Here is a 20,215-nt window from a genome sequence, read left to right on the forward strand (position 1 = left end):
GTGTTGTTGTTTTGTTGGGTGTTTTTTTTTTTTTTTAAACCACCCCGCCCCCGCGGGGGGCCCCGGCGCCCCGGCCCCCCCCCCCCCCCCCCCCCGGGGCTCTGTCGCACCGTCGGTCAGGAAGTCACGGAGAGGTCGTCACCGTAGACCGTGCCCTGCCCGTACCAGCCGTGCAGATAGACCGTCACCGCCCCGCTCGACCCGGTGGTGAAGGAGACCGACTGCTTGGCGTATCCGCTCGACGAACCCCAGGTGCTCGCCGTGGCGCCGCCCTTGACGCCGAGGTAGCCGTAGCTTCCCCGCACCCAGCCGCTGAGGGTGTACTCGGTGTCGGGGGACAGGGTGAGTGCCTGCGAGCACTCGCCGGTCCCCGAGGAGGTGGCCACAGCGGCGAGTGCGTGCGAACCGCCGTGCACCGGGGTGGAGACGACCGAGCCGCCGGACTCACAGGTCCAGGGGGAGAGCGAACCCGACTCGAAGTCGCCGTTCACCAGCGATCCGGTCCCGCTCCCGGGGCCGGAGACCGTCAGGTTGAAGGCCGCCGCGTGGCTGAGCGCGCCCGAGGCTCCGGTCACATCGATCCGGTACGTCCCCGGCGCCGCGGAGGCCGAGGCGGTGACCGTGAGCTTCGACGTGCCGCCCGCGGTGACCGCGGCCGGGCTGAGCGCGGCTGTCACACCCGCCGGTGCCCCGCTCGCGGTCAGGGCGACGGTCCTGGCGCTGCCGGAGGTGACCGAGGTGCTCACGGTCGCCGTGGCCGAACCTCCCGGCGCGAGCGTCGCCGAACCCGGCGCGACCGCGACCGAGTAGTCGTCCGTCACCGGACCCGTGCCGCCACCGGTGGTGAAGGGCGCGAACGTGTGGCTGAAGAACCAGGTGTCCTGCGCGATGCCGGAGCAGGTGTCACTGCCACCGGTGCCGGGGCAGCCGCCGTTGTCGCGCTGCAGCGCCCAGAACGACAGCGTGCTCACGCCCTTGGAGGCGGCCCAGTCGTAGACCGCGGGGGCGTCGGCCGTGGTGAACGTCTCGGCCGGCCCGTAGTCGTCGATGCCGGGCATCTCGATGATGCCGGTCATGCCCCACAGCTGCGCCTCGCCCTTGGACGGATACAGGGCGGCCAACTGGCCCTTGAGACCCGTGATCGAGGTCTGGGTGTCCTGTGCCATGTTGTGCGAGGCGCCGTCGTAGTAGTCGAACGTCATGAGGTTGACGACATCGACCCTCGCGCCGTTGGACACCGCGTTCCGCAGCACCGCGAGACCGCTGTCGGCCAGGCCCCGCGTGGTGGTGGGCAGGGTGTACGAGATCTGCACCGGGCGCCCGTCGGCCGCGGCCCAGTCCTGGACCTTCTTGATCGCCTTGTTGCGGCGGTCGATCCCGGCGCTGTTCTCCAGCGAGTTGTCCTCGATGTCCATGTCGAGGCGGGACACGTCGTAGGTCGTGATGACCTTCTCGTACGCCGCGGCGATGGAGTCGACGTCCGTGCAACTGTCGGCGATCTCGGTGGCTTCGTTGTCGGCCGTGTAGCCGCCGAACGACGGGATCACATCGCCGCCGCGCGAACGGATCGTGGTGAAGTCGGCGCCGAACTCGGACTGGGCGATGGGCGTGCCCGCATCGCCGTTCCAGTACGGGGTGCAGGAACCGTGCGACTCGGTCTGGATGAAGGCCATGGTCAGGTACTTGGCGCCGGACGCCTGCGAGAGCGCGGCCGGGCTGTCCCCGTTCCACGCTTCGAAGTACGGGGCGAAGACATGTGCGGGCAGTGGCGTCGCGGCGGTGGCGGCGGCCTGTGCGCCGGCGCCTGATCCGAGGACCAGACCGGCGGACGCGATCGCGGTGGCCAGGGCGCAGAGGACGGCGCCGACTGTTCTTGGACGTCTCATGGGTGACTCCCGGCGGAGTGGGGCAACGGGCGGATCGCACGGCTCTGCCGCGCCCGGTGAGGGGCGCGGTCCGTTCCTGTGAGTCCCGGCCGGGGTCACATGCCGCGCGGCGAGTGGACGTCGCGGGGCATGCCCATAATTGGTATGGACCAGCTAACTGTCAACGTTCTTTACTGTTTCATTTCCCTTTGCCGGACCGAACCGGCAACACGTAGGGCAAATGGGGGAGTTGGGTATGACTGAATGGTCAGTCCAGGTGGAGTGCGGCCCGGAGGTACGCCGCCGTCCGGCTGCCCTTCGTGTCGGCCACGTCCATGGGCGGCCCCGCCGCCACGATCCGCCCGCCCCGGTCGCCGCCGCCCGGACCGAGGTCGATCACCCAGTCGGCGCCCGCGACCACCGCCATGTCGTGCTCCACGACCACCACGGTGCTGCCCGCGTCGACCAGCCCGTGCAACTGCCGCATCAGTACCTCGACATCGGCCGGATGCAGTCCCGTCGTCGGCTCGTCGAGCAGGTAGAGGGTGCGGCCCCGGCGGGCGCGCTGGAGTTCCGCCGCCAGCTTGATCCGCTGCGCCTCGCCGCCGGACAGCTCCGTCGCCGGCTGGCCGAGCCGAAGATAGCCCAGGCCCACGTCCAGCAGGGTCCGCAGGCTGCGTTCGGCGCCGGGAGTGCCGGCGAAGAAACCGGCAGCCGACTCCACCGTCAGATCCAGCACCTGGGCGATGTTCAGCCCGCGCAGGGTGACTTCGAGGGTCTCCGGGTTGTACCGCGCACCATGGCAGTCCGGGCAGGGCGCGTACGTGCTGGGCAGGAAGAGCAGCTCCACGGAGACGAACCCCTCGCCCTGGCAGGTCTCGCACCGTCCGCCCGTCACGTTGAAGGAGAACCGCCCGGCCCGGTAGCCGCGTTCCCGCGCCGTCCCGGTCTCGGCGAACAGCTTGCGCACGACGTCGAAGAGCCCGGTGTACGTGGCCAGGTTGGAACGGGGCGTGCGGCCGATGGGCCTCTGGTCGACCTGCACGAGGCGGTCCACCGCGTCGAGCCCCTCGGCCCGGGCGCACCCGGGCACCGGCCGCTCCCGCGGCTCCTCCTCGTCCGGGGCCCGCCGGTCGGCCAGCACGTCCGCCAGTACCTGCCCCACCAGCGTCGACTTGCCCGAACCGGAGACCCCCGTGACGGCCGTGAACACCCCGAGCGGGAAGGAGGCGTCCACGCCGTGCACGTTGTGCCGCTCCACACCGTGCAGCCGGAGCCAGCCGGACGGGGCGCGGACCTCCCGCGCGGGGGCGGGCGCCTCGTCGAAGAGGAAGCGGCGCGTCGCCGACTCCCCGACATCGGCGAGACCGGCCGGCGGTCCGCTGTGCAGCACCCGCCCGCCGTGCTCACCGGCCAGCGGCCCCACGTCGACCAGCCAGTCGGCCTGCCGCACCACATCCATCTGATGCTCCACTACGAAGACCGTGTTCCCGGCCTCCTTCAGCCGGCCGAGCACCGCGAGCAGCGCCTCGGTGTCCGCCGGGTGCAGGCCGGCGGACGGCTCGTCCAACACATAGACGACACCGAACAGACCCGACCGCAACTGCGTGGCCAGCCGCAGTCGTTGCAGCTCGCCGGAGGAGAGCGTCGGAGCGGTGCGGTCCAGGCTGAGGTAGCCGAGGCCCAGCTCGGTGACCGTCTCGATGCGGGCCAGCAGATCGGCCGTCAGCACCCGGGCCGTGTCACCGCCACCGGCTGCCGTCAGCACCTCGGCGAGCCCACTGAGCGGGAGCCCGGCCAGCTCCGCGATCGTCCGGCCGGCGAAGGTGACCGCCATGGCCTCCGGCCGCAGCCGGCCGCCGCCGCAGACCGGACACGGCTCACTCGTCAGAAAACGCTCGGCCTTCGCCCGCAGCGCACGGCTCTTGGTGTCGGCGAACGTATGCATCACATAGCGGCGTGCGCTCATGTACGTACCCTGGTAAGGGCGTTGGATGCGTCCTGCATCGCGCACCGGATGGACGGTCACCACCGGCTGCTCGTCGGTGAACAGGATCCACTCCCGGTCCGCCGGGTCCAGCTCGCGCCACGGCCGGTCGACGTCATGGCCCAGGGCGTCCAGCACGTCGCGCAGGTTCTTGCCCTGCCAGGCCCCCGGCCAGGCGGCGATCGCGCCGTCCCTGATCGAAAGCGACGGATCGGGGACCAGCAGTTCCTCGGTCGTGCGGTGCACCCGGCCGAGACCGTGACACCGCGGACAGGCCCCCGCTGCGGTGTTCGGCGAGAAGGAGTCCGAGTCCAGCCGTTCGGCGCCCTCCGGATACGTCCCGGCCCGGGAGAACAGCATCCGCAGCGAGTTGGACAGCGTGGTCACCGTGCCGACGGAGGAGCGGGCGCCCGGCGCAGATCTGCGCTGCTCCAGCGAGACGGCCGGCGGCAGCCCGGTGATCTCGCCCACGGCGGGTGCGCCGACCTGGTGGATCAGCCGCCGGGCGTACGGCGCGACGGACTCGAAATAGCGGCGCTGGGCCTCCGCGTAGATCGTCCCGAAGGCCAGCGAGGACTTCCCTGAGCCCGAGACGCCCGTGAACACGGTGAGGGTGTCGCGCGGGATGTCGACCCGGACGTCCTGGAGGTTGTGCTCGCGGGCGCCGCGGACCCTGACGTACGGATCGTGGGGGGTGGGCATGGGGGAGGGGCTCCATACGGTTCGGGGCGGGCCGGCCAGGACAAACAGTCTGATTCTAGGCTTCGGTGCGTGACGGCGGCGCTCCGAGGGCGCTCGGCGCGACGGTTCGCGCCGTGCCGGGTCACCGGGATTCCTGCGGCCTTGGTTTGCTGGGGCCATGAGAGACGACGCCCGGCCGCTGGCCGTATTCGATCTGGACGGCACACTCGCGGACACCGCCCACCGCCGGCACTTCCTGGAAGGAGCGCGGCGCGACTGGGCCGGTTTCTTCAACGCCGCCGCGGACGACCCGCCGCTGGCCGAAGGCGTACGGCTGGCGCTGAGCAGTGCCCAGGAGTGCGAGGTCACCTACCTCACCGGCCGCCCGGAACGCTGCCGCGAGGCCACCTCGGCCTGGCTGGCCCGGCACGGCCTGCCCGAGGGGCGGCTGCACATGCGCCGTAACGACGACCGCCGGCCGGCCCGGCGGACCAAGCTGGAGCTCCTGCAACGGCTGGCCCGGCAGCGTGAGGTGCGGATGCTGGTCGACGACGACGAGCTGGTCTGCGACGCGGCCGAACTGGCCGGATTCACCGTGGTGCGGGCCCGCTGGGCGCAGGTGTCGCCCGCGCTGAGGGACGCACAGGAGCGGCAGGGTCGTACCTGACCGGGCCGGTCCGGAACCCTCAGCCCTTCTCGTCGAGCCGGAAGCCCACTTTCAGGCCCACCTGGTAGTGCTCGATCCGGCCGTCCACGATCTGCCCACGCACCTGCGTGATCTCGAACCAGTCGAGATTGTGCAACGTTTCCGAAGCCCTCGTGACGCCGTTGCGGATGGCCGCGTCAATGCCCTCATGGGAGGTTCCTACGATCTCGGTGACCCGATACGTGTGATTAGACATGTTATGTCTCCTCTCGCCTCTACCAAGGTGCCCCAACTCGGCAAGGTTCGCGAGCGTTCGTGGCGTGGTTCTTGGCCGGAAGCCGCCTTGACCAGACGATTGGTCCATACCAAAATCCAGCCACGCCCGTGCGAGCGCAGCCCGCAGTCCCCCACACCGGGTCCTGATCTTGTCCTGCCGTTTCGCAGAAGGTGACCCAGTGAAGAACCGCATGCTCGTCGGAGCCGTTGCCCTGATGTCCGTCGCCGCGCTGGGCGGGTGCGGGATGATCCCCGGTTCGGACGGCTCGGGCAGCAAGAAAGTCACGATCTGGCTGATGAAGGACAGCGTCACATCCGACTTCCTGGACCGCTTCAAGAAGTCGTACGAAGAGACGCACTCCTCGGTCGAACTGGAGTTCAAAATCCAGGAGTGGGGCGGCATCGGACCCAAGGTCATCGACGCACTCGGCGGCAAGGACACCCCCGACGTCATCGAGGTCGGTAACACCCAGGTCGCCCAGTACGCGCAGATCGGCGGCCTGCGCGATCTCACCCTCGAGTCGATGCGTGACCTCGGCAGCGAGGACTGGCTGCCCGGTCTCGCCGAACCGGGCAGCATCGGCGGCGTCCAGTACGGAATCCCCTGGTACGCGGCGAACCGAGTGGTGATCTACAACAAGGACCTCTTCGAGCAGGCGGGCATAAAAACCCCGCCGAAGACGCGCGACGCGTGGATATCCGACAGCGAGAAGCTGAATCAAGACGGCAATCAGGGCATGTATCTGCCCGGCCAGAACTGGTACGTACTGGCCGGGTTCATCTGGGACGAGGGCGGAGAACTCGCCGACGAGAAGGGCGGCGACTGGCAGGGCGCCCTCGACTCCGCCGCCGCCCTCAAGGGGATGGAGTTCTACGGGAAGCTCCAGGCGCTGGGCGAAGGCCCTAAGGACGCCGACGAGGAAAAGCCCCCGCAGGCGAATGTGTTCGCCGACGGGAATGTCGCGCAGATCATCTCCACCCCCGGTACGGCGACGCTGATCGAGAAGGCGAACCCCGAACTCAAGGGAAAGCTGGGCTACTTCCCGATCCCGGGGAAGACCTCGAAGAACCCCGGTTCGGTATTCACCGGCGGCTCCGATCTGATCGTTCCGGAGGAGGCGCACCAGCGGAGCGCCGGCATCGACGTCGTCAAGGAACTGGCCGGCGCGAAGTGGCAGGAGGTCCTGGCCAAGACCATGAGCTACGTGCCCAACAAGACCACCCTCGCCCATGTCATCGAGGGCGAGGAGAGCACCGCCGCGATGGCCGAGGGCGCCGCCCGGGGCCACGCCACACCCAACTCGCCGCAGTGGGCCGAGGTCGAGGCCGACAACCCGATCAAGCTCTACATGACGGCGGTCCTGCAGGGCGGTGACCCGGCGCGGGAGGCGAAGACCGCATCGGAGAAGATCACGGCGGCACTCGCCGGCAGCTGAACCGGCACTCGCGGGCAGCGGAACCGTCACTCGGCGGCCCCGCACCGCGGGATTCAGCCGTCGCACATCCCGGCTCTCCATGGCGGACACGTCGAATCCAGCCGGTCACGGAAGAAGTAAGGAGCCGGGTCACCGCACCTGCGCGGCGGCCCGGCAGCCGCCCTTGCCGACCCGTCCCCGGAGTCCGTCATGCATGCGCTGCCCACCGCCACCCCCGCTGCCCCTTCCCCCGCTGCCCCTTCCCCCGCTGCCCCTTCCCCCGCCGCCCCTGCCGCCGAGGTCCCGCAGCAGGCCCGGCCCACCGCCCCACCGCGTTACCGGGTCTCCCTCGCCGTCGACCAGGCGGAGGTGCGCGCCGCCCAGCGCCTGCGCCACCAGGTCTTCGCCGCCGAGTTCGGCGCCCGGCTGGACGGCCCCGAACCGGGCCTGGACAGCGACGCGTTCGACGCGTACTGCGACCACCTCCTGGTCCGTGAGGTGGCCACCGGCGACATCGTCGCCACCTACCGGCTCCTGCCGCCCGACCGGGCCCGGATCGCAGGCCGCCTCTACGCCGAGGGGGAGTTCGACCTCTCCCGGCTCGCCCCGATCCGCGACGACCTGGTCGAGGTCGGCCGCTCCTGCGTCCACCCGGCCCACCGCGACGGCGCCGTCATCGCCCTGATCTGGGCCGGCCTCGCCCGCTACATGCAGCGCAGCGGGCACAACTGGCTGGCCGGATGCTGCTCGATACCCCTGTCCGACGGAGGCGCGGCAGCGGCCCACGCCTGGGAGACCGTACGGAACAAGCACCTGGCGCCCGAGGACTACTGGGTCACCCCGCACCGCCTCTGGCAGGCCCCGGCCGCGCTCCCGGGCGGCCCCGCCGGACTCTCCGCGCTCCCGCCCCTGCTGCGCGGCTACCTGCGCCTCGGCGCCCGCGTCTGCGGAGCGCCCGCCCACGACCCGGAATTCAACGTCGCCGACCTCTACGTCCTGCTGTCGCTGCGCGGCACCGACCCGCGCTACCTGCGCCACTTCCTCTCGCTCGCCCCGCAGCAGTGAGCCACTGGCTGCCCGCTTCCCCGTGCACCCCGCCCGGCTGCGCGGGACACGAGGGCCCTTCGCGGCATCCGGTCCCCGCTGCGGCCCTGCTGCTGGCCGGATGCGCGCTGACCCTCGCGGGAGCGCTCTGCGCCCCGCTGGCACTCGCGCTGACCCGTCGGGCAGCCCGGGAGCGGCTGATCCGCTCCTGGGCGCACGCGGTGGTCCGGGCCTTCGGGGTACGGGTGCGGGTCACCGGCCTCCCGGCCGTGCCGGGAGGGGTGAGCGGCATACGTGAGGGAGGACCGGGTGTACTCGTCGTCGCGAACCACGTCTCCTGGCTCGACATCCCGCTCGCCGCGGCCGTGTGTCCCGGCCGGATGCTGGCCAAGAGCGACATCCGGCAGTGGCCGTTGCTCGGCCCCCTCGCGGCGCTCGGCGGCACCCTCTTCGTCGAACGCGAGCGGCTGCGGGCGCTGCCCGCCACCGTGCACGCCATCGCCTCGGCGCTGCGCGGCGGTGCCCGGGTCGTGGTCTTCCCCGAGGGCAGTACCTGGTGCGGTCGCGGACCCGGCGGCAGGTTCCGGCCCGCGGCTTTCCAGGCCGCGATCGACGCCGGGGCCACGGTCCAGCCGCTGCGCATCCGCTACCTGGGCGGCGGGCCGCCGGGGCGCCCCGCCCCGGCGGGCGCCGCGGCCTTCGTCGGTGACGATCCGCTGACCGCCTCACTGTGGAGGGTGGTAAGGGCGGCCGGGCTGACCGCCGAGATCCGCGTGCTGCCGCCGATCCCGGCGGGCAGTGTGCCCGGCCGCCGCGCGCTGGCCGAGCTGGCTCAGTCCACCGTGGCCAGCGACAGGGCGAACCTGCCCGCCGAATCGGTCCACCACTGAGCCAGCCTCAGCCCGGCCCGGCCCAGTTCCTCCCGTACACCGTCCTTGCGGAACTTCGCGGACACCTCGGTCCGCATCTCCTCACCGGCCTCGAACGGCACCACCAGATCCAGTTCCGGAATCTTCACGGTGAGCGCCCGGCGGGTCCGCAGCCGCATCTCGATCCACTCCTGCTCCGGATTCCACCGGGCGACGTGCTCGAAGTCGGCGGGCTCGAAATCCGCACCGAGCTCCCGGTCGACGACCGACAGCACGTTCCGGTTGAAGGCCGCCGTCACCCCGGCCGCGTCGTCGTACGCGGCCACCAGCACCTCCTCGTCCTTCACCAGATCTGTGCCGAGCAGCAGGCTGTCACCGGGGGAGAGCAGGGACCGTACCGATTCCAGGAACGCGGCCCGCTCCTGCGGCAGCAGATTGCCGATCGTGCCGCCGAGGAAGGCGACCAGTCGCGGTCCCGGGGTCTCGGGCAGCGTCAGCTCGCCGGTGAAGTCGGCGATCAACGCGTGCACGGAGAGGCCGGGCCGCTCCTCCAACAGGGCCTCGGCCGCCCCGCGCAGCGCGCTCTCGCTCACGTCGACCGGCACATAGGTGTGCAGCTCCGGCAGTGCGTCGAGCAGGTGCCGGGTCTTCTCCGAGGACCCCGAGCCCAGTTCCACCAGGGTGCGGGCGCCGGACGCGAGCGCGATCGCGCCGGCCCGGTCGATCAGGATCTCCCGCTCGGCGCGGGTGGGGTAGTACTCGGGCAGCCGGGTGATCTCCTCGAACAGCTCACTGCCGCGGGCGTCGTAGAACCACTTGGGCGGCAGCGTCTTCGGTTGCCGGGTCAGACCGTGCAGTACGTCGGCGCGCAGCGCCGCGTCCGTCGCGTCCACCGGCAGGGTGCGGGTCAGCAGGAAGGGACTCACTCGGTGGGCTCCTTGAGCGGGGTCAGCAGGACATCGTCGCGGGTCGCCGTCAGCAGAGTGCGGTCGGGGACCTCGCTCCAGCGCGGATCGTCGTCGTAGGGCTCCGAGGCCACGACCGTGTGGCGGCCGGGCTCGGACAGGTGCCACAGGGTGTCCCCCCAGGCCGTCGCCACGATGGTGGTGCCGTCGGTGAGCAGCAGGTTGAGCCGGGAGGCGGGCGCCGCCTCGGCGACCTCCAGCACGGTGTCTGCGACGGCCTGCGGCAGCGCGTCGCCCGCCGCGAGCCGGTGCAGCACCAGGGCCCAGATCAGCGCCGAGTCGCAGCGTGCCGTGAGCCTCAGCAACTCGGCCGCCGGGAGCGTCCCGGCGAGCGGCGCCAGCGATCCGGGCCAGCCCGCCACCGCGCCGTTGTGGCTGAACAGCACACCGGCATCGGCGAACGGCGCGGCCGCCGCCTCGCCGTCCGGATCGAACTCGGTGGCGTCCCTGACCGCGGCGAGCAGGGCGTGGCTGCGCACCACTCTGGCCAGATCGGCGAAGGTGGCGTCGCCCCAGACGGGGCCCGGCCGCCGGTATCGTCCGGGGACCGGGTCCCCGTCCGCGTACCAGCCGACGCCGAAACCGTCGGCGTTGACGGTCCCGTGCCGCTGCCGGCGTGGCTCCCAGGACTGCCGGACCAACGAGTGGCCGGGCCGAGTCAGCACCTCACCCAGGGGTATCGATGTTCCGACGTAGGCGATATGACGGCACATCAGGCATCCCTCGCGGTGCGGAACCCGGAGAAGATCTGCCGGCGGACCGGCAGGTCCCAGTTGCGGAACGTACCCCGGCAGGCCACCGCGTCGACCGCGAAGGACCCGCCGCGCAGCACCTTGTGCCCGGGGCCGAAGAACACCTCCGAGTACTCGCGGTACGGGAACGGCGCGAAGCCCGGGTAGGGCAGGAAGTCGCTCGACGTCCACTCCCACACGTCGCCGATCAACTGCCCCGCGCCGGAGGGCGACCGGCCGGCCGCGTACGCCCCGGCCGGGGCGGGCCGGAGGTGGCGCTGACCCAGATTGGCACGCTCCGGCGTCGGGTCCTCGTCGCCCCACGGATAGCGTCGGGAGCGGCCGGAGCCGGGATCGTGGCGGGCCGCCTTCTCCCACTCCGCCTCGGTGGGCAGCCTGCGTCCCGCCCAGCGGGCGTACGCGTCCGCCTCGTACCAGCTGACATGCAGTACCGGCTCGTCATCCGGCACCGGTTCGCTCACGCCGAAGCGGCGGCGCAGCCACTGACCGGCGTCCCGGCGCCAGAACAGCGGCGCCGTCAGTTCGTGCTCACGGACCATCGCCCATCCCTCGGGCGCCCACCAGCGCTGCTCGGCGTAGCCGCCGTCCTCGATGAACGCCCGATAGGCCCCGCAGGTCACGGGGGCGGTGTCGACGAAGAACGCGGGTACCTCGCGGCGGTGCGCGGGGCGTTCGTTGTCGAGGGCCCACGGTTCGGTGGAGGTACCCATGATGAACGGGCCGCCAGGCACCAGCACTTCGGCGGGGAGCGCGGCGGCGTCCGTGGCGCGCGGCGGCTCAGGTGCGCTGAGCGCGGCCGGACCCGAACGGAGCTGATGGGTGATCAGCATGGTTTCGTCATGCTGCTGTTCGTGCTGCGCGATCATCCCGAAGGCGAAGGCGGACCGCAGTAGCGGACGTCCGCCGAGCGGTGTCGAACCGAGCACGTCCAGGGCCCGGCCGCGCACCTCGGAGGCGTACGAGCGGGCCTCGGCCGGGGCCAGCAGGGGCAGGGAGGGCCGGGCGGCTCGGGGGTGCTCGAAGGCGTCGTAGAGTCCGTCGATCTCCGGGCGCATCGCCTCGCGCCCGGCGACGCCGCGCAGCAGCCACAGCTCTTCCTGGTTTCCGATGTGCGCCAGGTCCCAGACCAGAGGCGACATCAACGGGGAGTGCTGGGCGGTCAGTTCGTGGTCGTCCACGCTGTCGGTGAGGAGCGTGGTGCGTGCACGTGCGGTGAGGAGCGCGGCGATGGCGCGCTCACGGAGCACCTCGGGGTCCAGGGTCCGGTCGTGCCCGGCGTCCGGGACCTGCGGCCCGTTCGTCGAAGGTGCGGGGGAGTCGGTCATGAGAAGGTCCCCTTCAGATCGTTCCGGCCGTCCGCGCGGTCCGGCGCGAGCAGCCCCCGTAGATCGTCGGCGGGACATCGGCCCCGCGCGACATAACGGTCGTGGAAGGCTGCCACCGCGTCCTGCACCGCCCGGGACGCGCCCATCCGGGGGAGCGCCTCCAGGGCCAGTTCGAAGCACGCGGCTGCCGCCACCCGCAGCTCGGGATCGGTGAGCCCGTCACGGGCGGCGGCGAGCCAGAGCGGGTTGCGCGGGGCGGCCAGCGGGCCCGCGGTCTCGGCCAGCGGTTTGACCGCCCGGTACACGGTCTCGGCCGCCTCCGGGTCGTCGAACAGGGCAGTGGTGACCGCGAGCGGCACGAGCCACCCGTCGTCACCGGACTGCGCGTCGATCATGCGCAGCTCCAGGTGCCCGCGCGGACGGACCGGCGGGAACAGCGTGGTGATGTGGTAGTCCAGATCGGCCTGGACCGGGCGCCGCGGCAGGCCGCCGCGGATCCAGTCGCGGAAGCTGAGCCCCTCGGGCACGGCCCACGGCCCCGCGTCGCCACGGATGCACAGGACGGGCGTGTCCAGGACGTACGAGGCCCAGGCGTCGCGGGCCGGCAGCCGGCCGTCGGGGGCCAGTGTGCGCAGCGGGTCGAGGTCGGCCCAGAGGGACTGCCGTGTCGACCGCCACGGCGTGGGTCTGCCCAGCCGGAACGGCGAGTTGGCGAACGCCGCCACCAGCACCGCACCCAGCAGGTGCACCAGCTGCCAGCGCCGCCCGTAACCGAGCGGGCCGGGCTCCTCCTCCCCGGCGTCCAGGCAGACCTGGACGGACGCGGTCGTGCACATCATGGCGCGGCCGGCCGGACCCCACCGGTCGAGTGCGGTCTCCATGGCGTCGTAGCGGGGCTCGCGCAGCAGCCTGCGAGGTGAGTGCCAGGGATCGACGCCGAATCCGACGGGAGCGAGATCCAGGCGGGCGAGCACGTCACGTACGGCGACGAGGTCGGCGGCGGTGTCGTTGACACACGCCATGAGGGACTCGGCGGGGCGCGAGCTGAGCTCCAGCTGACCGCCGGGTTCGAAGGTGATGGCCGCGTTGAGCGGCAGGGCCCGGACGGCGGTCGCAGCCGCTTCGAGCCGATGGTGCGGGACGGGACTGCGCGGGTTCTCACGGTCGTGCAGGAGCCATTCGAGCTCGACGCCCACGATGCGCGGCGGTCCCGTCTTGAAACATATGCCGCGCAGCAGATCCTCCGCGGTGCCCTCGCCGAGGGGCGGGGCGGAACCGTGCGGACCGTGGCCGCCGGGTGTGTCGGGTGACATTCCGGGCCTCCTTCTTCCGGTGCGTCCGTCCTACCCAAACCCCTGCGGGGAGTTCGCACAAGGGTGCCCCTGTGCGTCGGAAATTCGGTTGCGTCACAACCGCGGGGGCGTCGATCATGCCCCGTATGCACCATAAGGGGGAGGGCCGGTGAGCGCCCGGCTGCGCGGGATCGCGCGAGAGACCGAGGCCATCGTCGAGGCGGGCTTCTACCGCACGCCCCAGGGGCGGGAGGTCAGCATCGAACGGGCGCTGGCGGCCGCTCTCTCGGGCACCAGGCTGTACGGCCCCGAACCGGTGCCGGTCGCCGCGCTGGACCACGACCGCACCCCGGTCATCGAGGTCACCGGCGAGAGCAGCCTGCAGGCGGCCGCCCGGCTGACCGGCGGACGACCGGTCAGGGTCGCCGTCCTGAACTACGCCTCCGCCCGCAACCCGGGCGGTGGATACCTCAACGGGGCCCAGGCGCAGGAGGAGGCCCTGTGCCGCGGCTCCGCGCTCTACGCCACCCTTCGGCGGGCCCCCGAGTACTACGCACACCACCGTGCCGAACGCAGCGCCTTCTACACCGACCGGGTCATCCACTCACCGGGCGTACCGGTCTTCCGCGACGACCGGGGCAGACTGCTCGAAATCCCGTACACGGCGGGGTTCCTCACCTCGCCGGCGCCCAACGCCGGGGTGATCCGCCGCACCGCCCCCGAGTCGGCGCACCTCATCCGGGCGGCCCTCGCCTCGCGGGCCGAAAGGGTGCTGGAGGTCGCGGCGGTGCGCGGTTACCGCAGGCTGGTGCTGGGCGCCTGGGGCTGCGGAGTGTTCCAGTGCGATCCGGCCGAGGTGGCGGGCGTGTTCCGCGCCCTGCTCACCGACGGCGGCCGGTTCGCGGGCCACTTCGAGCAGGTCGTCTTCGGCATCCTCGACCGAGACGGCGCATCGCCCACCAGAGCCGCATTCGACCGCGCGTTCGGAGCGAAGGGCGACCGTAACCCTGACGTTGAGCCATAGGCTTCGACGTCACCCGGCCCGGCAGGCCTGGGCCGTTCGGGTCCGCGGCCCGTCACCGTCGCACGGGAGCACCCATGGAAGTGACGGGCCGGGGCGGCCGTCACTTCCAGCCGTAGAGCTCCCGCAGCCGCCCGGCGACCAGGTCGAACCTCTCCCGGTCCAGGGCACAGGCCTCACGCCGCATCCCGTCGTCGTGCACCCGCAGCACCCGGTCCAGATCGACCCAGGACGGACGGCCCGAGCTGTCCCAGGGGCCGGCGCCCAGAGCCACCCACTCGCGGTCCTGGTCGTGCTGCTTGCTGGAGAGCTGCACGGCGAGCAGCGTGCCCGCCGCCTCACGTGCCACGACGAGAACCGGACGGTCCTTGCCGCGCCCGTCGTTCTCCTCGAACGGCACCCAGGTCCAGACGATTTCGCCGGGATCGGGGTCGCCGTCCCGGTCGGGGGCGTACGAGGTGCGGACCGGGCCAACGTCCCGGGGGTCGGCCTGGGCGGTGGCTCCCGGCCCGGTGCGGCCGGGGAAGTCGGTCGAGCCGTCATTGATGTCGGTGCGGTGCTGGATGGTCATCGCAACACCGTAGGACCTGCGCGGCCCCAAGTGTGGAGCGGGTCCGCGCAACGGGGTACGGGGGCCGGAGCGTTTCCGTACCACACAGGTCTGTAAGACTGCCCGACGCCATGAGCCAGTTACCCGAGCAGCCCGCCGAAGGCCCCGTCCCGACCAGCGCCGATGTGGCGCGACTCGCCGGGGTGTCCCGGGCCACCGTGTCGTACGTACTGAACAACAACACGGCCGTACGGATCAGCGATCCGACGCGCCGCCGGGTGCGGGAGGCGGCCGCCGAACTCGGCTACGTCCCGCACGCCGCCGCCCGGAGCCTGCGCGCCGGGCACTCCCGCATGGTGCTGCTGCCCACCGGGAACTTCCCGTCGGGGCCCCTGCACCACCGCTTCCTGCACGACCTGGAATCAGGACTGCGCCGCCTCGAGTACACCGTGGTCCAGTACGGCTCCCTCGGGCTCGACGCCGACGAGGCGGCCCGCGCCTGGGCCGAGCTCCGGCCCGTCGCCGTCATCGCACCCGGCTCGGTCCCCCTCGCCCCGCAGGGCATAGCCGTCCTGCGACGCTCCGGAGCAAAGGCAGTGATCACGCTCGGGCAGCAGCCGGTGGCGGGCGCCCACGCCCTGATCATGGACCAGCGTCGGGTCGGCGACTGTGCGGTCCAGCATCTGATCGAGCGCGGCAGGCGCCGGATCGGTGTGGTCATGCCCGACGAACCCGGACTGGCGCTGTTCGCCGGGTCCCGGCTCACCGGTGCCCGGCAGGCCGCCGCCGGCGCCGCCCGGATCGAGCCACTGCCGCTGTGCCGGAGCGAGGAGTCGGCCGCCGCGCTCGCCGCCCGCTGGCGCACGCTCGGCCTGGACGCCGTCTTCGCCTACGACGACCTCTACGCGATGCTCCTGATGCGGGCGCTGCAGGACGCGGGCATCGAGGTACCCGGCGAAACCGCCGTCATGGGCGCCGACGATCTGATGCTGGGGAGGCTTCTGCGGCCCAGACTCAGCAGCGTACGGATGGGGCTGGACACCGTGCAGCCGCTCGCCGACCTGGTCGACCGCCTGGTACGCCACCCCGGAAGGGAACCGGAGCGGCACGATCTGCTGCGGGCCCGCGCCGTCCACCGGGAATCGAGCTGAGCCGGCCCGCCAGCGCGGCAACGTGCGAGGCGGACCTCCCTTGCCTAGCGTCGTGACCATGAGCCATCCGCAGAGTTACGAGATCCTGCTGGTCCCCGAGTTCACCGACACCAAGGGCTCCGACGCCGACGACTCCACCACCCCGGGCCCCGGGAGCGCCATCCGCTCGGCGGTCGTGGACGCGACAGGCGCCACCGGCGAGACGGGCTACCCCCGCTACGCCGGAGACGGCATGGTGGCCGACATCGACCCGGCGACACACACCGTCGAGGCACTCCTGGTCGACGGCTCCGAACTCGACTACGGGCTCTCGGTCCGGATCTCGGAGAAGCACACGGACGGCTGAGACCGCCCGCCGGAAACACTCGGGGCCCGGCCGACAACGGCCGGGCCCCGACGCGTTCCCGCGCATCCGCGAGACGCTACTGCTGCTCCGTCTGCTGGCCCTTCTGCTGCTCCTCGATGGACTTGCGGACCTCGTCCATGTCCAGCTTCCGGGCCTGGCCGATGACGTCCTCCAGCGCGGCCTCGGGCAGTGCGCCCGGCTGCGAGAAGACCGCCACGTTGTCCCGGACGATCATGAGCGTCGGGATCGACCGGATCTCGAACGCCGCGGCCAGCTCCTGCTGCGCCTCCGTGTCGACCTTGGCGAAGACCAGGTCCTCGTGGCGCTCGGACGCCGAGTCGTAGACCGGGGCGAACTGCCGACACGGGCCGCACCAGGAAGCCCAGAAGTCGATCAGGACGAACTCGTTGTCGCTGACGACCTGATCGAAGTTTTCCTTGGTGAGCTCTACGGTGCTCATGCTCTGCTACCTCTTCCTCTGCCCGTGCGGACGTGTCCCCGGACAACGGTGCCTGTGTTTGCACTATTCCGCCTGCCCATGTGGCCGCCGCGCACACCCATGACCAAAATGGTCCTCATGACACATGCTGTGGAGCCTGTCGAGTACGACGTCGTGGTCATCGGTGCAGGTCCGGTGGGTGAGAACGTGGCGGACCGGGCCCGGTCCGCCGGGCTGAGCGCCGCGATCGTGGAATCCGAGCTCATCGGTGGTGAGTGCTCGTACTGGGCCTGCATGCCGAGCAAGGCCCTGCTGCGCCCGGTCGTCGCCCGCGCCGACGCGCGCAGCGTCCCCGGTCTCAGCGCATCCGTGCAGGGACCGCTGGACACCGCAGCCGTCCTCGCCCATCGAGACGAGTACGCGTCCCACTGGAAGGACGACGGCCAGCTGGCCTGGCTGGAGGGCATCGGCGCGGACATCTACCGGGGCACCGGCAGACTCGCCGGAACGAAGACGGTCTCCGTCACGGCACCCGACGGCACCGAGCACCGGCTGACCGCCCGGCACGCCGTCGCGGTCTGCACCGGAACCCGGGCCGTGGTGCCCGATCTGCCGGGAATCGCCGACGCGCGCCCGTGGACGAGCCGCGAGGCGACGAGCGCCAAGGAAGTGCCGGGCCGGCTCGCCGTCGTCGGCGGGGGAGTGGTCGGCGTGGAGATGGCCACCGTGTGGGGCGCCCTGGGCGCCGAGGTCACCATGCTGGTCCGCGGCAAGGGTCTGCTGCCCCGGATGGAGCCGTTCGCCGGCGAGCTCGTCGCTCAGGCGCTGGCCGACGCCGGGACCGACGTCCGTACGGGCGTGTCCGTCACCTCGGTGCGGCGCCCGGCCCAGGACGGACCTGTCACCGTCGAGCTGGACAACGGCGAATCCATCGAGGCCGACGAGATCCTCTTCGCCACCGGCCGCGCCCCGCGCACGGACGACCTGGGACTGGAGACGGTGCACCTGAAGCCCGGGTCCTGGCTCACGGTGGACGACAGCTGCCGGGTCGAGGGCACCGGCTGGCTCTACGCCGTCGGCGACGTCAACCACCGGGCGCTCCTGACCCACCAGGGCAAGTACCAGGCGCGCATCGCCGGGGCGGCGATCGCCGCACGGGCCCAGGGCGTTCCGCTGCTGGAGACCGACCGCTGGGGTGCCCACGCCGCCACCGCCGATCACGCGGCCGTTCCCCAGGTCGTCTTCACCGACCCGGAGGCCGCCTCGGTCGGCCTCACCCTCGCCGAGGCGGAGCAGGCGGGTCACCGGGTCCGGGCCGTCGACCACGACCTCGGGGCCGTGGCGGGCTCCGGACTGTACGCGGACGGCTACCGTGGCCGGGCCCGGATGATCGTCGACCTCGACCGGGAGATCCTGCTCGGCGTCACCTTCGTGGGCCCCGGCATCGGCGAACTGCTGCACTCGGCGACGATCGCGGTCGCGGCCGAGGTCCCCATCGAGCGGCTCTGGCACGCGGTCCCCGCCTACCCGACGATCAGCGAGATCTGGCTGAGGCTGCTGGAGACGTACCGGGGCTGAGGAAGGACCGGGGGACCGCCCCCGCACGGTGATCAACGAGCCGTGGCGGGCTCCCCCGCACGGTGATCAACGAGCCGTGGCGGGCTCCCCCGCACGGTGATCAACGAGCCGTGGCCGGCTGTCTATGCTGGGGTGGTGACACCGCGAGCGGGGCAGGAGAAGGAGCTGAGGGCCGATGCGGCCCGTAATCGCGCCCGGATCCTCCAGGTTGCCCGCACGCAACTGGCCGCGGGTGACAACTCGCTTCAGCTGAACGCCGTCGCCCGGCTCGCCGGGGTGGGGGTGGGGACGGTCTACCGGCACTTCCCGAACCGCCATGCGCTGGTGGAGGCGCTCTCGGCGGAGGGCTTCCGGGAACTGGTCGAGGAAGCACAGGCGGCGGCAGCCGACGGGGACCCGCTCACGGGTCTGCGGCGGCTGCTGCGCTTCGCCCTCCACCGCATGCTCGACGACCCCGACTTCGCGGCCGTGCTGGAGTCCGCGGGCGACTTCGGGGCACAGACCGCGGAGATGAAGGCCGAGCTGGACCGGACGGTCGCGGGTCTGCTGGACAGCGCCCGGCTGAGCGGCGCGACCCGCAGCGGCATCGAGGCCGAGGACGTGCGCCGTCTGCTGTGCGGCGTGGGGCACGCGGTGCGCTCGGGCGACGGCGGAGTCAGGGACCTCTACCTCGACGTACTGCTGGCAGGGCTGCGCCGGCCGCGCTGACGACGGCCCGCCCTCTCCCCTTCTCTCCTCTTCTTCACCCTTCTTCCTTCTTCCTTCTTCGTTCACCCTCTTCCGGCACCCGCCCGCTGTAAACGGATAGCTATCCGTGTGTGTTAGCGTGCTCGCGTCTAATCGGATAGCTATCCGATTGTGGAACGGTGGAGGGGTGGTCATGGGCCGGCGAGCAGTGGTGACAGCGGGTACCGGAGGCATCGGCCTGCAGACGGCGAAGGGGCTCGCGCGGCAGGGCTTCGCCGTCACGGTGGTGGGTCGCGACGCCGGGCGGGGCGCGAACGCCGTCGAGGAGATCGCGGCGGTCGCGGATGGGGCCACCCCGCGATTCGTCGCCGCCGACCTGGCGTCGCTCGGCCAGGTCCGCGCCCTGGCAACGCGGCTGGCGGCCGAGGGTCCGCTCGGTGTGCTGGTCAACAACGTCGGCGCGATGTTCGCCGAGCGGCAGCGGACCGACGACGGCATCGAGGCGTCGTTCGCCGTGAACCACCTCTCGCCCTATCTGCTGACCGAGCTGCTGCTCGGCCAACTCCAGCCGGAGGCCAGGATCGTGAACGTCACCTCGGGGGCGGTCAGGGCCGCCAAGCGCACCTTCGACGCGGTGGAACCGCCGGGCGGCTACTACGGCTTCCACTGGTACGGCCGGGCCAAGCTCGCACACCTCGCCTACACCCAGCACCTCGCCGAACGCCTGCGCGGCACCGGTGTGACGGTCTTCGCCGCCGACCCGGGCGGCGCCGCCACCGGCATGACCGACGGCACCATGACATCACCCAAGATCGTCTCGCCCCCGCTGCGGCTGCTGTGGCCGCTGGTGCGTCGCACCTTCGAGCGCTCCACCGCGGGGCCCGCCTCGGTGGCCGCCAGGTCTTCCGTGTTCGCCGCCACCGACCCATCGCTCGACGGGCGGACGGGCCTGCTCATCGGACCCGAGGCCCGGCCCGTCCCGCTCTTCCGGGGTGCCGCCGACCCCCGGATCATCGACAGCGTGCTGGCGCTCAGCCGGAGGCTGGCGCCGCTGCACGACGGGCGGGGTGTTCCCGGGCGGTGAGGCGGCGGCCGGCCGTCACTTCGCCCGGTCTAGCCGGCCCGCGTCGGTGCCGGCCGGAAAGAGCAGCACTGACCGGCTGCGGCACTGACCGGCTGCCGCACTGTCCGGCGCTCTGCTCCGGACGTGGCAAACGGCCGGTGGGGGCCCGGCCGGCCCCGCCCGGGCGGGGGGACGGGAGGCGCCCGGGGGGGGAGGGGTGCGGGCGGGGGGGGGTGCTGTCGGGGGGGGTCGGGGAGGTGTGG

19 protein-coding genes are annotated in these 20,215 nt (G+C 71.9%); 10 read left to right on the forward strand and 9 right to left on the reverse strand.

Annotated features, from left to right (window positions below; genetic code table 11):
* Positions 1-116: 116 nt before the first annotated feature.
* Both ACFVJX_RS08350 and ACFVJX_RS08355 read right to left on the reverse strand, forming a co-directional pair.
* Positions 117-1,886, reverse strand: coding sequence for a glycosyl hydrolase family 18 protein (locus ACFVJX_RS08350; protein WP_384122331.1), 1,770 nt, complete (start codon positions 1,884-1,886; stop codon positions 117-119).
* 247 nt (positions 1,887-2,133) lie between these two features.
* Entirely contained in the window at positions 2,134-4,554 is a 2,421-nt protein-coding gene (locus ACFVJX_RS08355; protein ID WP_384122329.1) for an ABC transporter, read from the reverse strand.
* Positions 4,555-4,711: 157 nt separating this feature from the next.
* On the opposite strand from ACFVJX_RS08355, the gene ACFVJX_RS08360 reads away from it, so the two are divergent.
* The gene (locus ACFVJX_RS08360) at positions 4,712-5,200 is read left to right on the forward strand and encodes a hypothetical protein (RefSeq protein ID WP_384122327.1); all 489 of its coding nucleotides are present in this window, start codon (positions 4,712-4,714) and stop codon (positions 5,198-5,200) included.
* Positions 5,201-5,219: 19 nt separating this feature from the next.
* Here the strand turns inward: ACFVJX_RS08360 and ACFVJX_RS08365 are convergent, their stop codons facing one another.
* Positions 5,220-5,435 carry a dodecin gene (locus tag ACFVJX_RS08365; RefSeq protein ID WP_384122324.1) on the reverse strand — a complete coding sequence of 72 codons (216 nt, stop codon included), beginning with the start codon at positions 5,433-5,435 and terminating at the stop codon, positions 5,220-5,222.
* A gap of 199 nt (positions 5,436-5,634) precedes the next feature.
* Between ACFVJX_RS08365 and ACFVJX_RS08370 the strand changes: the two genes are divergently transcribed.
* From ACFVJX_RS08370 to ACFVJX_RS08380, 3 genes are all read left to right on the forward strand, one after another.
* The gene (locus tag ACFVJX_RS08370; protein WP_384122322.1) at positions 5,635-6,891 is read left to right on the forward strand and encodes an extracellular solute-binding protein; all 1,257 of its coding nucleotides are present in this window, start codon (positions 5,635-5,637) and stop codon (positions 6,889-6,891) included.
* A 189-nt stretch (positions 6,892-7,080) separates the two neighbouring features.
* Positions 7,081-7,935, forward strand: coding sequence for a GNAT family N-acetyltransferase (locus ACFVJX_RS08375; RefSeq protein ID WP_384122320.1), 855 nt, complete (start codon positions 7,081-7,083; stop codon positions 7,933-7,935).
* Positions 7,932-8,804, forward strand: a complete 873-nt coding sequence (locus ACFVJX_RS08380; protein WP_384122317.1) for a lysophospholipid acyltransferase family protein — start codon at positions 7,932-7,934, stop codon at positions 8,802-8,804. Before ACFVJX_RS08375 ends, ACFVJX_RS08380 begins: the two co-directional genes overlap by 4 nt.
* Here ACFVJX_RS08380 and egtD read toward each other — a convergent pair.
* From egtD to egtA, 4 genes are read right to left on the reverse strand one after another with little or no spacing between them, the layout of a single operon-like run.
* Positions 8,747-9,709, reverse strand: coding sequence for an L-histidine N(alpha)-methyltransferase (egtD, locus tag ACFVJX_RS08385; protein WP_384122314.1), 963 nt, complete (start codon positions 9,707-9,709; stop codon positions 8,747-8,749). The two genes, ACFVJX_RS08380 and egtD, sit on opposite strands and share 58 nt — an antisense overlap.
* Complete coding sequence (gene egtC, locus ACFVJX_RS08390) at positions 9,706-10,461, reverse strand: ergothioneine biosynthesis protein EgtC (protein ID WP_384122311.1); 756 nt, start codon at positions 10,459-10,461, stop codon at positions 9,706-9,708. Before egtC ends, egtD begins: the two co-directional genes overlap by 4 nt.
* Positions 10,461-11,825, reverse strand: a complete 1,365-nt coding sequence (gene egtB, locus ACFVJX_RS08395) for an ergothioneine biosynthesis protein EgtB (protein ID WP_384122309.1) — start codon at positions 11,823-11,825, stop codon at positions 10,461-10,463. Before egtB ends, egtC begins: the two co-directional genes overlap by 1 nt.
* Positions 11,822-13,138 carry an ergothioneine biosynthesis glutamate--cysteine ligase EgtA gene (egtA, locus tag ACFVJX_RS08400; RefSeq protein WP_384122308.1) on the reverse strand — a complete coding sequence of 439 codons (1,317 nt, stop codon included), beginning with the start codon at positions 13,136-13,138 and terminating at the stop codon, positions 11,822-11,824. The genes egtB and egtA overlap by 4 nt, the downstream gene beginning before the upstream one ends.
* 148 nt (positions 13,139-13,286) lie before the next feature.
* On the opposite strand from egtA, the gene ACFVJX_RS08405 reads away from it, so the two are divergent.
* Positions 13,287-14,141 (forward strand): TIGR02452 family protein, encoded by an 855-nt coding sequence (locus tag ACFVJX_RS08405; RefSeq protein WP_384122305.1) that lies wholly within the window; start codon positions 13,287-13,289, stop codon positions 14,139-14,141.
* 100 nt (positions 14,142-14,241) lie between these two features.
* Here the strand turns inward: ACFVJX_RS08405 and ACFVJX_RS08410 are convergent, their stop codons facing one another.
* Positions 14,242-14,709, reverse strand: a complete 468-nt coding sequence (locus tag ACFVJX_RS08410; protein WP_384122303.1) for a type II toxin-antitoxin system PemK/MazF family toxin — start codon at positions 14,707-14,709, stop codon at positions 14,242-14,244.
* A gap of 110 nt (positions 14,710-14,819) precedes the next feature.
* On the opposite strand from ACFVJX_RS08410, the gene ACFVJX_RS08415 reads away from it, so the two are divergent.
* Both ACFVJX_RS08415 and ACFVJX_RS08420 read left to right on the forward strand, forming a co-directional pair.
* A complete protein-coding gene (locus ACFVJX_RS08415) occupies positions 14,820-15,839 on the forward strand; it encodes a LacI family DNA-binding transcriptional regulator (RefSeq protein WP_384122300.1) in 1,020 nt (339 codons plus the stop codon).
* 58 nt (positions 15,840-15,897) lie between these two features.
* A complete protein-coding gene (locus ACFVJX_RS08420; RefSeq protein WP_384122298.1) occupies positions 15,898-16,185 on the forward strand; it encodes a hypothetical protein in 288 nt (95 codons plus the stop codon).
* A 76-nt stretch (positions 16,186-16,261) separates the two neighbouring features.
* On the opposite strand, the gene trxA is transcribed toward ACFVJX_RS08420, so the two are convergent.
* Positions 16,262-16,645 carry a thioredoxin gene (gene trxA / locus ACFVJX_RS08425; protein WP_384122297.1) on the reverse strand — a complete coding sequence of 128 codons (384 nt, stop codon included), beginning with the start codon at positions 16,643-16,645 and terminating at the stop codon, positions 16,262-16,264.
* Between the two features lie 117 nt (positions 16,646-16,762).
* Here trxA and ACFVJX_RS08430 point away from each other — a divergent pair, with 117 nt between their 5' ends.
* The 3 genes from ACFVJX_RS08430 to ACFVJX_RS08440 all read left to right on the forward strand — a co-directional run bounded on the left by ACFVJX_RS08430 (position 16,763) and on the right by ACFVJX_RS08440 (position 19,973).
* Entirely contained in the window at positions 16,763-18,202 is a 1,440-nt protein-coding gene (locus ACFVJX_RS08430) for a dihydrolipoyl dehydrogenase family protein (protein WP_384122295.1), read from the forward strand.
* 135 nt (positions 18,203-18,337) lie between these two features.
* The gene (locus ACFVJX_RS08435; RefSeq protein ID WP_384122292.1) at positions 18,338-18,910 is read left to right on the forward strand and encodes a TetR/AcrR family transcriptional regulator; all 573 of its coding nucleotides are present in this window, start codon (positions 18,338-18,340) and stop codon (positions 18,908-18,910) included.
* Between the two features lie 172 nt (positions 18,911-19,082).
* Entirely contained in the window at positions 19,083-19,973 is an 891-nt protein-coding gene (locus tag ACFVJX_RS08440) for an SDR family NAD(P)-dependent oxidoreductase (RefSeq protein ID WP_384122290.1), read from the forward strand.
* Positions 19,974-20,215: the final 242 nt, after the last annotated feature.

Origin of the sequence: Streptomyces sp. NPDC127177 (assembly GCF_042672475.1) — a bacterium.
GTDB lineage: Bacteria > Actinomycetota > Actinomycetes > Streptomycetales > Streptomycetaceae > Streptomyces.